The sequence below is a fragment of the Campylobacter concisus genome, from assembly GCA_002092835.1.
Taxonomy (GTDB): Bacteria; Campylobacterota; Campylobacteria; order Campylobacterales; family Campylobacteraceae; genus Campylobacter_A; species Campylobacter_A concisus_K.
In genome coordinates this window covers 398308-413729 of sequence record LVWL01000018.1, presented here as the reverse complement: position 1 = coordinate 413729, position 15422 = coordinate 398308, and the positions used below count along the sequence as shown (strand labels likewise).

At 37.2% G+C, this 15422-nt stretch carries 9 protein-coding genes, 1 tRNA gene and 1 pseudogene; all 11 read right to left on the bottom strand.

The annotated features are described in order from the left end of the window. Positions 1-229: 229 nt before the first annotated feature. On the bottom strand, positions 230-667 hold the full coding sequence (locus A3835_03905) for a hypothetical protein (protein ORI08671.1): 438 nt from the start codon (positions 665-667) through the stop codon (positions 230-232). A gap of 133 nt (positions 668-800) precedes the next feature. Further along, a complete protein-coding gene (locus A3835_03900; protein ORI08670.1) occupies positions 801-1388 on the bottom strand; it encodes a hydrogenase-4 component G in 588 nt (195 codons plus the stop codon). Between the two features lie 103 nt (positions 1389-1491). Then, on the bottom strand, positions 1492-1905 hold the full coding sequence (locus A3835_03895) for a DNA starvation/stationary phase protection protein (protein ID ORI08669.1): 414 nt from the start codon (positions 1903-1905) through the stop codon (positions 1492-1494). 152 nt (positions 1906-2057) lie between these two features. Beyond that, positions 2058-2435, bottom strand: a complete 378-nt coding sequence (locus A3835_03890; GenBank protein ORI08668.1) for a thiosulfate sulfurtransferase — start codon at positions 2433-2435, stop codon at positions 2058-2060. Positions 2436-2831: 396 nt separating this feature from the next. Beyond that, a tRNA-Arg gene (locus tag A3835_03885) sits at positions 2832-2908 on the bottom strand. A gap of 77 nt (positions 2909-2985) precedes the next feature. Beyond that, complete coding sequence (gene fusA, locus A3835_03880; protein ID ORI08667.1) at positions 2986-5064, bottom strand: elongation factor G; 2079 nt, start codon at positions 5062-5064, stop codon at positions 2986-2988. A gap of 12 nt (positions 5065-5076) precedes the next feature. Next, on the bottom strand, positions 5077-5547 hold the full coding sequence (locus tag A3835_03875; protein ID ORI08666.1) for a 30S ribosomal protein S7: 471 nt from the start codon (positions 5545-5547) through the stop codon (positions 5077-5079). A 78-nt stretch (positions 5548-5625) separates the two neighbouring features. Next, the gene (locus A3835_03870; GenBank protein ORI08665.1) at positions 5626-6024 is read right to left on the bottom strand and encodes a 30S ribosomal protein S12; all 399 of its coding nucleotides are present in this window, start codon (positions 6022-6024) and stop codon (positions 5626-5628) included. A 131-nt stretch (positions 6025-6155) separates the two neighbouring features. Then, complete coding sequence (locus A3835_03865) at positions 6156-6545, bottom strand: hypothetical protein (GenBank protein ID ORI08664.1); 390 nt, start codon at positions 6543-6545, stop codon at positions 6156-6158. 120 nt (positions 6546-6665) lie between these two features. Next, on the bottom strand, positions 6666-11180 hold the full coding sequence (locus tag A3835_03860) for a DNA-directed RNA polymerase subunit beta' (protein ORI08663.1): 4515 nt from the start codon (positions 11178-11180) through the stop codon (positions 6666-6668). Next, a pseudogene (locus A3835_03855) lies at positions 11167-15310 on the bottom strand (DNA-directed RNA polymerase subunit beta). Before A3835_03855 ends, A3835_03860 begins: the two are co-directional and overlap by 14 nt. Positions 15311-15422: the final 112 nt, after the last annotated feature.

The following is a 15422-nucleotide window of genomic DNA, read 5'->3' as shown; positions in this document are numbered from 1 at the left end:
GACGATTATAATCAATAAAATTTAACATGAAGCTTAAAATTTTTAATTTCAGTTACCGATCGTTTACCGTAATTAATCAAAAATAGATAAAAGTTGATAATTTTAAATAAAACAAGGACAAAATTTTAAAGAAGTAAAAAGAAAAAGGGGCTGTTGCTTTGCCCCTTAAAAGGAGTTCTAGTTTTGATTGCTGTTGAAATTATATAAGCAAGCAGTAAATCAACGGTAATTAAAAAGAAATTTTTTCCTCTTTTGGCACTTCTATATTTGTTTTTACATTTTTTCTTTTAATAATCACTTCATTTTGTGGCTTTTTTATACCATTATATAAGCCACTAGAGCCACCCTCTTTTATAAGCAACATATCTATAAGTTTATCTGCATAAAAGGTCGCATAGACCAAGTCACCTTTATCATAATAGTATCTATTTGCACAAAAATTTGCTTTATTGAGTTTGTGATTTTTTGTATCGCTCGCCACTATTTCATAGCAGTATTTTGAATCTTTATAAGTAACCTCTTTTATAAAACCTTTAATCGAGCTTTTTACTGGTGTATTTTGCATGACCTGTCTTGGCTGTTTTCGTACTGGTGGGTTATCCTCAAAAAATGAGCAACCCAAAAACATGATAGTAGTTGTCAGTGGAAGTAAAATTTTAGCTTTCATCTCTTATCCTTAGTGTAAAACGGCGAAGTATAACTTTTAAGATTAAATAAATTTTGCGGGAAATTAAAGGCTCGTATCTAAATTTATATACACGATCATATAAATTTATCTTAGGCGAGCCTGCCTAAGATAGTTAAGCTGAAACATTTAAAACGTTACCGCCAAGCTCGGCGATCTTTTTATCAAGTGTCTCAAGGGTCTTTTCAATAGTCTTTTGTGAAATTTCAGGAAGCTCACCTCCCCAAATTTTCTTCGCATCCTCAAAACCCTTTGCCGCGCCTTCTCTACCAGCTTTTAGCTTCTCGATATCATCTCCTGCGCCATTTAGCACAAAGCTAGCTATCCTATCAGCCGTATTTGCGATACCAAAAAATCCATTCTCGCTAATAAGATCATTTGCCTCGTCACTAGTTAGCTCGTTTAAAGATTTACCGTTATAGCCGATACTTGTAAGATCAAGGCCTGATAAAATTTCTGATAAATTTTCAGGTACGTTAAAGCTTAGACCGCCTTGTGCTAGTAAATTTGAACTAGCATTTTGAGTAATATCTTTTTGATACTGCAAAAAATAGCTATTTGATATCTCTTTTGCGCTTAAATTTGAAACCTCAGGCTGCTTTTTAGAAACCTCTTTTTCATCTTTGTGAAGTGAAATTTCTGATTTTATATTTTCTTTTACGCTTGAAGTGTTGTATGAGCTTACGATTTGACTGATTTGCATATTTGGCTCCTCTAAGTTTATAAAAACTATATCGCCAAAAAGTAGAATTTATTTAGGATAAAGCGGGAGAGCTCCCGCTGTAATTATTTGCCAAGTGTTGCGTTTAGCTCCAGATGGCTTTTTCAAATTTAGCTATTTGATCTTGCGCATACATTTGAGTTGTTGTGTCGCCCTCTGCAAGCTCATCAAGTTTTTTAAACTCGCCCAAAAGGTGCTTGTAATCAGCCAAAACAATATCCAAAACTTCAGTTGGAGTGTAGCTCTCTTTTGGCTCATGCTTGATGTGAGCGACTTTTGCTAGCTCCTCAGCCTTTGCGATAGGTCTGCCGCCAAGCATAAGAGCTCTTTCTGCAACTGCATCAAATATATCACTCATATCTTCATAAGCTTTTTCTGTGTATTCATGGACGCTAAAAAATTGAATACCTTTTACATTCCAGTGAAGATCGTGAAATTTAATGTAAAGTGCATTCGCATCAGCCTGAATTGTGTTTAACTGTAAAATAACTTTTGACATTTTTGTCTCCTTTTTATTGTTTAAATGTGATGAAATTATATGTAGTTAGAGTTAATCACTGGTTAATCAAACAATAAATTTTATTATTTAGTATAAATTTTGACTACAAAATAAATTTATCTTGTAGTCAAATGTAGAATTTAGAGATTTGTCTATTTTTTATAAGGTGTAGTTTTATAGCCTTGCTCGATCAAACTGCTCATACCTCCATCCAAATTTATTATCTTAAGATCTGAGCTATCTATCGCTGCAGCTGCCGCCGTGCTTCTTCTGCCACTTCTACAAACAAGTGCGATAGGCTTTTTGATATCAACCGCCTTTGAAAGCTCATCTAAAAATGCACTCTTGTCGCTTGGATCAAAAGTAATGGTCTTCGCACCAGTTATAATGCCAGTCTCTTGCCACTCAGATGGAGTTCTAATATCGATAATCTGATCATATTTTTTGATCTCATCTGGACTTATACTAACAGTTTTGACATCAGCTGACAACATACAACAAACGGCTCCTAAAAGTAAAATTTTTTTCATCTACTCTCCTTAAACAAATTTTTGAAATGTTAGCATGGATTATTAAATATATAAAAATTTTTGTTGATAAAATTTATTAGTTTAGATAAAAATTAATAATATGACGTGTTAATAAAAAACTAAATCTACTACAAATACATCTATAGATAAACCGACTAGATTGATAAAAAAATAGTCATTTACCATTATGCTTTTTATAAAATTTCTCTTTGATATTAGTGATCTTATTTGCATATCACTTGTAATCTTTTTTATAAAGTCCATTCTTTGCATTTTTTCTTTTACTCTATTATACTGATCAGCATAAGAGCATTTTTATAAATTGCTATATCTTAATTGTACGTTTTAGTATATACTTGTTTGAGTATTTTGTATTTTATAAAGATGATTATATAATGGTGTCCCCAACAGGGTTCGAACCTGTGGCCTTAGAATTAGGAATTCTACGCTCTATCCAGCTGAGCTATGAGGACAATTCATATATTTTGTAGATAGATTTTATAAGAATTTAATTTTTAAAGGACAGATTGCTCTGCCCTTCTTTGGTTAATTAGCCATTTCTTTTTTTAATAATCTCATCACTTACGTTTTTAGGAACTTCTTCGTAGTGATCGAATTCCATTGAATAAGTTGCACGGCCTTGAGTCATCGAGCGAAGATCTGTTGAATAGCCAAACATTTGAGCTAATGGACAATAAGCTGCAATGATCTTCACACCATTTCTATCATCCATTGAATTTACTTGACCACGGCGTTTATTAAGGTCGCCTATAACATCACCCATATACTCTTCTGGAGTTTCTACTTCAACCTTCATCATAGGCTCAAGAATAACAGCACCTGCTTTTCTAGCACCTTCCTTAAAGCCCATTGAAGCAGCAAGCTTAAATGCCATTTCAGACGAGTCAACTTCATGGTAGCTACCATCAAATAGTGTGACTTTAACGTCTTCAACTGGGTAACCAGCAAGAACACCGCTTTGAAGTGCCTCTTTGCAGCCTTTTTCAACAGCTGGAATATATTCTTTTGGAACAACACCACCTTTGATATCATTAACAAACTCAAATCCACTAGCAGCTGGAAGCGGTTCAATACGTAAAAATACGTGACCGTATTGACCACGACCGCCTGATTGTTTAGCATACTTATACTCTTGCTCAACTGTCTTACGAATAGTTTCACGATAAGCAACTTGTGGTTGTCCAACTTCAGCATCAACTTTAAATTCACGAAGCATACGATCAACTATAATCTCTAAGTGAAGTTCACCCATACCGCTAATAATAGTTTGACCACTCTCTTCGTCTGTGCTAACTCTAAAACTTGGATCTTCTTGAGCTAGTTTTTGAAGCGCTATTGCCATTTTTTCCTGGTCTGCTTTTGTTTTTGGCTCAACTGCAACACTAATAACTGGTTCTGGAAAGTCCATTCTTTCAAGGATAACTTTATCTTTCTCGCTAGCTAGAGTATCACCTGTTAGAGTATTTTTTAGACCAACAACAGCGCCGATCTCACCAGCAAAAAGCTCAGTAATCTCTTCACGTTTATTTGAGTGCATTTTTAGCAAACGACCGATTCTCTCTTTGCAGTCTTGAACTGTGTTGTAAGCATAGCTACCACTTTCAAGGCTTCCTCTATAAACACGGATAAATGTTAGCTGTCCGACAAATGGGTCAGTCATAATCTTAAATGCAAGAGCTGCAAATTCACCATTATCAGTACTTTCAACAGTTACTTCGGTGCCATCTTCATATACACCCTTAATAGCTTCAATTTCATCTGGAGCTGGCAAGTAGTCAACAACAGCATCAAGTAGAGGTTGAATTCCTTTGTTTTTAAACGCAGTTCCACAAAGCATAGGCGTGATAGTCATTCTCAAGCAGCCTGCTTTTATGCCTTTTTTGATCTCTTCTTCACTTAGATCTTCACCAGCAAAAAATTTCTCCATCAAGCTATCATCTGTTTCTGAAACAGCTTCGATTAATTTCGCACGATATTCTTCTGCCTTATCTTTAACTTCAGCTGGAATTTCTTCTTCAACATAGTCAGTTGGCTTTTTCTCATCATTCCAAACGTAAGCTTTCATTCTTACAAGGTCAACTACACCTCTAAAGTTATCCTCGGCACCTATAGGAATTTGAATAGGTATTGGGTTTGCTTTTAGTCTTTCCCTGATCTGCTCTTCAACTCTAAAGAAATTTGCACCGATTCTATCCATTTTATTAACAAAAACGATTCTTGGTACGTGATACTTATTTGCTTGTCTCCAAACAGTTTCTGATTGTGGTTGAACACCACCAACAGAACAAAATACTGAAACAGCACCGTCAAGAACACGCATAGAACGCTCAACTTCGATAGTAAAGTCAACGTGTCCCGGAGTGTCAATTAAGTTTATTTGATAACCCTTCCAAAATGCCGTAGTTGCAGCTGAAGTAATAGTAATACCACGCTCTTTTTCTTGTTCCATCCAATCCATGGTAGCAGCACCATCATGAACCTCACCTATTTTATGGCTCATGCCAGTAAAGAATAAAATTCTCTCACTAGTAGTTGTCTTTCCAGCATCAATGTGAGCTGCAATACCGATATTTCTTACCTTATGTAAAGGCGTTTTTCTCTCTGCCATATTAATTCTTTCTTACCAGCGGTAGTGAGCAAATGCTTTATTAGCCTCTGCCATCTTGTAAGTATCTTCCTTCTTCTTGAAAGATGCACCTTTTGAGTTTGCCGCATCTAAGAGCTCATTCGCTAGTTTATCTATCATAGTTCTTTCGCTTCTTTTTCTAGCGTAAGTTATAAGCCAACGGATAGCAAGAGCTTGTTGGCGAGCTGGGCGAACCTCAACTGGTACTTGATAGGTAGCACCACCAACACGGCGTGATTTAACTTCTAGAATAGGTTTTACATTTTCAATAGCATCGTTAAAAACGTCGATGCCTTTAACCTCAGCATTTTTCTTTTCTATGGCTTTAATAGCACCATACATTATCTCAGTAGCGACGCTTTTTTTGCCATCATACATAAGAGAATTAATAAATTTAGTGATTATTTTATTTCCGTAAATCGGATCAGGTAAGATTTCCCTTACAGGGGCTTTTCTTCTTCTCATTTTGATCTTTCCTTCAAATTTTTATGAAATTTTACTCAAACGTTTGCAAATTTTAGCAACGTCTGCGAACCTAAATTTTTACTTTTTTGTTGCAGCTGCAGCACCAGCTTTAGGGCGTTTCGCACCATATTTAGAACGAGAAACTGTTCTCTTTGCAACACCAGCAGTATCAAGTGCACCACGAACGATGTGATATTTAACACCTGGTAAGTCTTTAACCCTACCGCCGCGAACTAAAACGATACTGTGTTCTTGTAGGTTATGACCTTCACCACCGATATAGCTGATGACCTCAAAACCGCTTGTTAGCCTGACTTTGGCAACTTTCCTCAAAGCTGAGTTTGGTTTTTTAGGAGTTGTAGTATAAACCCTAGTGCAAACTCCTCTTCTTTGAGGGCACTCTTTTAACGCTGGAGATTTTGACTTAACAGTCACTTTCTTGCGTTCTTTTCTGACCAATTGATTTATGGTTGGCACAATAATTCCTTTCAACTAAATTTATTAAAAAGACCTAATTTTATTTAAAATAAACTTAAATAACGGTTAATAAGTTAGACTTACTCATCTAATTCTTGATTTTATAAAAACTCTGCTGTCTTTATTTTGTATTAGTCTTGCTTGACAGCATATTTGCCGCTACCTATCAAAAGAATACAAAGTGAAATAGCAATATAAAGGTAAATAAGCTCTAATTTAAAGCCATTAACCTCGTTTAATGCAAATAAATTTGCAAATCCATAGTACGAGTATAAAATAGTAATACTAGTACCTAAAACTAGGATAGCTCCTACCCTTGAGTAAAAACCAATAATTAACATAATGGGCGCTAAGACTTCTCCAAGGTAAGAAAAATATGCCAAAAATCCAGGCAAACCAGCATTTACCAATATACCTTTTACCCCACTAAGTCCATGTAAAATTTTACCAAAACCATGCATAAAAAGGCAGATACCAAGTCCTAAACGTATAAATAAAAGTCCAAGATCAATATTTTTCATAAATTCTCCATGATGTGATTTAAAGATAAGGATTTTATTAGGTGATAGTTAATAGCTTGTAAATTTTTAATTGACTTAATTTTATAAAGAGGTTAAGCCCCAAAATAGGGGCTTGAAGTATTAGTTTTCTTTGATTTTTACTTTTTTATCCTTATAAAAACCAGTTCCAACCGGAATCATACGTCCTAGGATAACGTTCTCTTTTAGATCTTCAAGATAGTCAAATTTAGCAGCAATCGATGCTTCTGTTAAGACTTTAGTTGTCTCTTGGAACGATGCAGCAGAGATCACACTATCACTTCCGATAGCTGCTCTTGTAACGCCTAACAAGATCGGCTCAGCAATAGCTGGCTCACCACCCATGTTCATGATACGTTCGTTCTCTTCTTTAAATTTATTTCTTGAGACCATATCGCCAACGATGAAATTTGTATTTCCACTATCAACGATTTTGACTTGGCGAAGCATTTGAGAGACGATGATCTCGATATGTTTATCTGCGATCGCAACACCTTGGCGGCGATAAACTTGTTGAATCTCGCTAATCAAATAGTAGTGAAGCGCTTTTTCGCCAAGAATTCTTAAAATATCGTGGCTTGAGATTAGCCCATCAGTTAGTTTCTCACCAGCATGGACAAATTCCCCATCTCTTACTTGGATCTGACGACTTTTCTCGATCAAATACTCAGCAGTTGTGCCATCTTCAGCTTGGATGATTATGCGCTCTTTTGAGCGAAGTGGCTTGTCAAATCTAACCACGCCATCAATCTCTGCAACGATAGCTGTATTTTTAGGGCGTCTTGCTTCAAATAGCTCACTAACTCTTGGAAGACCGCCAGTAATATCTTTTGACTTAGCAACAGCTTTTGGGGTCTTGGCCAAAATATCAGCCTGAGCTACTTCATCACCACTTGAGACAAAGATCGCAGTTTTTGGATCAAGCGGATACTTAATTAAATTTCCTTTTTTAGTAGCGATAATAATCGCAGGTTTTACACCGCTTGGCAAATACTCATTGATAACAAGACGTCTTTGTCCAGTCGCCTCATCTGCTTGCTCAGTCGCACTATATCCTGGCTCAATATCCTCAAAGCTAACCACACCAGCTTCTTCAGCAATAGTTGGAGTTGAGTATGGGTCCCACTCAGCAATAATCAACTTATCATCTTTTTCAGGCAATGAGACTACTGTCGCTCTCTCAACTGCATCATTATCAGAAACTTGAATGATAGAATTTCTTGGGATATAATGGCGAACCGCTTCACGTCCATCTTTATCAGAAACAACTACAAAGAAACCTTTTTCAGTTACTTTGTGACCTTTTTTGATATCTTTAACCCTATCAAGATAATCACCCTTTAATATGAAAAATTTAACCACACCATTTGCGTCAGCTAAAATTTTACGAGTTACAGGATCTCCGTCTGAAATTTTAAGTTCACTAGCGTATGGGATACGATTTGGGATATTCCAACCCTCTTTTATGATCTCAACGATACTTTCATTCTCTTTTACTTTATCACCACTTACATAAGGTATATACATCTTTCCTTCGATCTTTCCGCTAACACCAGCTAATTCATTTGGCTTAGCAAGATCGTTTCTTCTAATTGTATATTTAACCTCTTCTTTTTTACCTTTTATCACGATATTTACATCTTCGTGGGCATATTCGATCTCTATTTTGCCGTCAATCGTTGATTTAATCTTTGGCTCAACAAGTAGCACAGCCGCACTTCTTCTATTTGCAACGATCTTCTTATCACCGTTATCATAAGTATTAAGGTTATAATATCTGATGAATCCCTCTTTTTGAGCGATTACTTGGCGATCTTGTTGTTCAGTAGAAGCCGTACCACCGATGTGGAATGTTCTTAGTGTTAGCTGCGTACCTGGCTCACCGATAGATTGGGCTGAAATGATACCAACTGCTTCACCTGGTTTTACAAGTTTACCTTCACCCAAATTTAAGCCGTAGCATTTTGCACAAACGCCTTTTGGTGCTTTGCACGTGATAGGTGTTCTAATGCTTACTGATTTTATACCAGCCTCAGTTATAGCTCTAGCTTTTTCTTCATCAAGTAGCGTGCCTTCGCTAAATAAAATTTCATTTGTTATAGGATCGATCACATCATCTGCTAAAACACGGCCTAATACTCTTTCTTCAAGGCTTTCTATTAGCTCGCCACTCTCTGTAATATCTGTAATTTCAACACCCTCGTGCGTACCGCAGTCATGCATTGTGACTTTAACATTTTGAGCAACATCGATTAGTTTTCTTGTTAAATAACCGGCGTTGGCTGTTTTTAGAGCGGTATCCGCAAGACCTTTTCTAGCTCCGTGGGTAGAGTTAAAGTACTCCATTATGTTTAGACCTTCACGGAAGTTCGAAATGATTGGCGTTTCGATGATCGAACCATCAGGTTTTGCCATAAGACCACGCATACCAGCTAGCTGGCGAATTTGCGCAGCACTACCTCTAGCGCCTGAGTCAGCCATCATGTAAATTGAGTTAAATCCGCCTTTATCATTTTGGATAAGCTTCATCATCTCGCTTGCAACGCTGTTGTTTGTATCTGTCCAGATATCGATGATCTTATTGTATCTCTCACTGTCTGTTAAAAGACCAGCGCCATATTGCTTTTGAATTTCGCGAACTTTTTTCTTAGCTTCGTCGATATATTTTTGCTTGCTATCTGGGACGATGATATCTGCGATAGAGATAGAAATTCCAGCTTTTGTAGCATATCTAAAGCCTAAATTTTTAAGCTTATCAAGGAAATCGGCCGTTACTTCAAGGCCACCATTTCTATAAACATAATCAACCAAATTTGCAATGTCTTTTTTCTTCATGATCTTATTCCACATATTATCAGGAACAAAATCAGGTAGTATCGCTCTTAGGATCAAGCGACCAGCTGTCGTAAAGATGATCTTATTATCAACCATTGTCTTAATTTTTGCATGAAGGCCAAGTGTATTAGCCTCTTCAGCGATCATTACTTCATCGACACTTGAGAAAATTTTGTTTGCACCTTTTTCTTCATTTCTCTCCAAGCTTAGGTAGTAAATTCCCAAAACCATATCTTGCGAAGGAACCGTGATAGCCTTACCGCTTGCAGGAAGTAAGATGTTCATTGAGCTAAGCATCAAAATTTTACACTCAGCGATAGCCTCTTGAGATAGTGGCACATGAACAGCCATTTGGTCACCGTCAAAGTCTGCGTTGAACGCCGCACAAACTAGTGGGTGAAGTTGGATAGCCTTGCCCTCAACAAGTACTGGGTGAAACGCCTGGATAGAAAGTTTGTGAAGTGTTGGAGCACGGTTTAGCATAACTGGATAGTCTTTAACGACCTCTTCTAGGCACTCCCAAACCTCATTTGTTTTATCTTCTATCATCTTTTTAGCCTGCTTAACAGTTGTTGCATAGCCTTTTTCTTCAAGACGAGCAAGCAAATGTGGCTTGAATAGCTCTAGAGCCATCTTCTTTGGAAGACCGCACTGATCCATCTTTAGTTTTGGACCAACAACGATAACAGAACGTCCAGAGAAGTCAACACGCTTACCTAGCAAATTCTGGCGGAAGCGACCTTGCTTACCTTTAATGATCTCGCTTAGTGATTTTAGCGGGCGCTTGTTTGCACCTTTTACTGCATTTGCTCTGCGACCATTATCAAATAGTGCATCAACGGCCTCTTGAAGCATTCTCTTTTCATTTCTGATAATGATCTCAGGTGCATCAAGCTCAAGTAGACGTTTTAGACGGCTGTTTCTATTTATTACACGACGATATAGGTCGTTTACGTCTGAAACGGCAAATTTACCACCATCAAGGCTAACTAGCGGTCTAAGATCAGGCGGAAGAACTGGTAAATTTGTTATCATCATCCACTCTGGGCGGTTGCCTGAATTTAAAAAGCTCTCGATAACTTTTAGGCGTTTTACGATAGTCTTTTTCTTGGCTTCAGAATTTGTAGCTTCCATCTCTTCTTTTAGCTGATTTAGGATTTGCATCAAATCAAGCTCAGCTAGCATATCATAGATGACCTCGCCACCCATTCTTGCCGTAAAACCGCTCTCTTCATATCTTGAAGCTAGGCTTTGGTATTGCTCTTCATTTAAAACGTCATATTTTTCAACTTTTTTAGAATTTTCATTGTCGTAATAAGCCTCACCAGCATTATCAACAATGTATGCCTCATAGTAAAGTACGCGCTCAAGATCTTTCATCTTAATACCAAGAAGCGCACCGATACGGCTTGGCAAGAAATTTACATACCAAATATGAGCCACTGGAGTTACAAGCTCGATATGACCCATGCGAGAGCGGCGAACTTTAGATGTCGTTACTTCAACACCGCACTTTTCGCATTTTATGCCCTTATAACGCATCTTTTTATATTTGCCACAAAGGCACTCGTAGTCACGGATAGGTCCAAAAATTTTCGCACAAAACAAGCCATCACGCTCAGGTTTTAGTGTACGATAGTTGATAGTTTCTGGTTTTTTAACTTCGCCATAACTCCAAGATTTTATCTTCTCAGGACTTGCTAAACGAAGTTGAAAAGCTTCAAAATCACGAGGTCTATGCTCTTCTTTTATCTCAACTGGTTTTAAATTAGTTAGTTTCATTTGTCTCATCCTCATCATATACTTCTACATCAAGAGCTAGTGATTTTAGCTCGTTTGTTAGAACAAAGAACGTCTCAGGGATACCAGTCTCAGGAACGTTTTCACCTCTTGTTAAAGCTTTGTAAGCAGAAAGTCTTCCCTCAACATCGTCTGATTTTACAGTTAGCATCTCTCTTAGTGTATGAGCGGCACCATAAGCCTCAAGTGCCCAAACCTCCATCTCACCAAACCTTTGACCACCAAATAGCGCCTTACCGCCGACAGGTTGCTGTGTAACAAGTATATGGTCCAGTACTTCTTGCGTGAACTTTTTCATCGACCAAGTGGTGAAGTTTTAGCATATACATACAACCAACATTAACGCGTTCTCTTATCTTTGAGCCTGTGCGTCCGTCATATAGTTCAGTTTTACCGTCGCTATCTATCTTTGCCATCTCAAATAATTTTGCAAATTCGTCAGCCTTAACGCCTTCAAAAATCGGAGTCGCAAATCTTACGCCATTACTCCAATCTTTTGCGTACTCAAGAAGTTTCTCGTCACTCATCTTGCTAAGAGCTTTTTTAGCATCCATTAGCTTAGCAACACCTGCTATCTCTATCATCTTGGCTCTTAGCTCTTTTATCCACTCGCCTTTTTTGGTCTCAAAAATTTCATTGATCTGCTCACCTAAGCGGTAGCCAACAAGACCAAGGTGGCTCTCTAAAATTTGACCGATGTTCATACGGCTTGGAACGCCAAGTGGGTTTAGCACGATATCAACGATCTGACCACTTGGAAGATAAGGCATATCGACTTCTCTGACTATATTTGAAACGATACCTTTGTTTCCATGACGTCCAGCCATTTTATCGCCAACTTTTAGTTTGCGTTTTGTAGCTATATAAACTTTTACAAGTTTTACAACACCGCTTGGCAAAATATCATCTTTTTCTAAAATTTCTATCTTAGCGTCGTGCTCTTCTTTGAGCTTTTTCTTCTCATTTTGGAAGTAATTCTTTAGCTCGTCATATTTCTTTTGAATATCTTTTGAAAAGCTTTTAACGATAGCATTTAGAGTAAACCTATTTATATTTTCAAGATCAGTCTTATTGATCTTTGAGCCTTTCTTATACTCTTTTTTATTTACCTCTTGATCACTTGCTAGTGGATTTTTAGAAAGAAGTGCTGTAACTTTTAGCATCTCTTCACGGTCTAACATAAGCAGTCTATCATGATGTTCTTTTTCTAAAAGTGTCTTCTCCTCTTCATAGGCTTTATTTGTTCTGCTATCTTTTTCATAGCCTTTTTTGGTAAAAATTTTAACATCAACAACCACGCCTTCCATCGAAGCTGAAGCATAGAGCGATTTATTTACGACATGACCAGCTTTTTCTCCAAAGATAGCGCGTAGCAGCCTCTCTTCTGGAGTTGGCTTAACTTCACCTTTTGGAGATACCTTACCAACAAGGATCATACCAGGCTTGATCTCTGTACCAATTTTGACAATACCGCTCTCATCAAGGTGCATAAGCTCCTCTTCTTTGACGTTTGGTATATCTTTTGTTATCTCCTCAACCCCGTCTTTTAACTCACGAGCCTCGATCTCTTTTTCATAAATATGAACGCTCGTAAAGGCGTCCTCACGTATCATTTTTTCACTAATAACGATCGCGTCCTCGTAGTTATAGCCATTCCAAGGCATAAATGCAATTAGTGCATTTTTACCGATAGCTAGCTCGCCTTTTTCCATGCTTGGGCCGTCAGCGATTATTTGACCAGCAACGATCTCATCACCTTTTTTAACTGTCGGATGTTGAGAAAAAGTCGTATTTTGGTTTGTTCTTAAATTTTTCTCCAAAGAGTAGTGATCGATATATGGACCAGCTTCGTCTTCGCCTAAAATGAATATATTTTTATTATCAACCTTTTCAACCACACCACTACGTTTTGCTTTTACGCTTTCCCATGCATCTCTTGCGATAACACTTTCCATACCTGTTCCAACAATAGGAGCAGTTGAGCGAAGTAGTGGCACTGCCTGACGTTGCATGTTTGAACCCATGAGAGCACGGTTAGCATCATCATGCTCTAGGAATGGAATAAGTGAAGCCGCAACACCAGCTATCATACCAGAACAAAGGTCGATCAAAGTAACATCTTCTCTACGGGCAAGCATCATCTCGCCATCTTTTCTAACCTCAATCAAGTCCTCAACGATGTGTCCATTTTCATCAAGTTTAGTTGATGCTGGAGCTATAACATTGCCCTCTTCTTGAGTTGCGGTTAAATAAACTATCTCATCAGTCACTTTGCCATCTACAACTTTTTTGTAAGGTGCTTCAACAAAGCCAAGGTCATTTACTTTTGCATAGGTTGAAAGTGTATTGATAAGACCAATATTTTGACCTTCTGGAGTCTCAACTGGACAAATTCTGCCGTAGTGGGTTGGGTGAACGTCACGCACCTCAAAGCCAGCACGCTCTTTTACTAAGCCACCCTCGCCAAGCGCAGATAGACGGCGCTTGTGAGTAACTTCGCTAAGTGGGTTTGTCTGATCCATAAACTGGCTTAACTGTCCACCTGTGAAAAATTCCATAATTGTAGCTGTGATCATTTTTGGATTAATGAGGTCATATGGCATAATCTCTTCAGTATTATTGCTTAAGCTTGTAAATTTGTCGCGGATTGCCTTTTGCATCTTTACAAAACCAAGGTGAAGTTCGCTAGCGAGTAGCTCACCGATTGACCTTATACGGCGGTTACCAAGGTGGTCGCGATCATCAATGTGACCTTGTCCGTTTTTAACCTTTATAAGATATTTTGCAGTTTTTATGATATCTTCACTTGTTAGTAAAGTAACGTATTCTGGCACATCAAGAGAGAGCTTATGGTTCATTTTCATACGACCAACTTTTGTTAAATCGTATCTCTCAGGGTTAAATAGCATATCATTTACAAAACTCTTTGCAGCCTCTTTTACAACTGGCTCTCCTGGTCTCATAACCTTATAAATTCTAATAGCCGCAAGATCATTTTCATCATCCACGCCCTCAGTTTGTTTTAAAACCTTAAGCATATCGTTGTCAGCTATGAAAGAATTTATAATTGCATCATCAACACCAGCAGCAGAGTTATTTATAATCTCAATACTTTCATGCTCAGCTAAAATTTTTGCAAGTTTATTCTCGTCAAGAGCAGATAGTGTATCATATAAAATTTCTCCACTCTCTATATTTATTACAGGATTTGCCAAATATCTACCAATAAGTGCTTCAACTGGGTATTCAACAAATTTTACACCATCCTCGATCAACTTATCAGCTTTTTTCTTCGTTAGACGCTTGCCTGCTTGGTGAAGAATTTCTCCATCTTCATTTTTTATATCATATTCAACTCTTCCCAAATAATCTTCAGGATTAAAAAGAGTTAAGAATTTGTTATTTTTAATAATTAAATTTTGTATCGGATAAAACAACTTAATAATGTCTTGTTTTTTATATCCAAGCGCCCTAAATAATATAGTTACTGGTACTTTTCTACGTTTATTTATCCTAACATATAAAATATCTTTTGTGTCATATTCGAAATGTAGCCAAGAACCACGATCAGGTATTATTTGAGCTGTATAAATTAATTTATTTGCAACAGTCGCGCTCTCTTCTTGTTTAAAAATAACACCTGGGCTTCTATGGAGTTGATTTACAACAACACGCTCAACACCATTTATAATAAATGAAATTCTATCAGTCATTAGTGGAATTTCGCGTATAAAAATTTCTTGTTCTTTTATATCTTTAACACCGACTTTATCACCTGTCTTATCATCTTTCTCATGAACGATAAGACGTATTTTCATCTTTAAATTTACAGAGTATGTAAGACCTCTTTCTATACACTCTCTGATCGTATATTTTGGTTTTCCAATTTCTGAGCCAACATATTCTAAAGTCAAACGATTTTGCGGATCATGTATTGGAAAGATTGATTTGAAAACTTTTTCTATACCGCTTTCTGTTTGATTGTTATTTAGATTTAAAAAATTATCAAAGCTCTTTTTTTGTAGTTGTAGTAGGTTCGGAACGTCTATCTCTTTAACGACATTAGAGAAGTCAACCCTAAGACGATTTCCTGAGTATAAGCTATTTAACATTGCATCTACCTCGTGGTAATTTTGAAAGAAAAGTATAGCCTTTTAACAAGGCATCTAAAATTTAAAAAAGAGAGAGCCTGTGCCCTCTCTTGAAATATTAAGCTCAAATAAT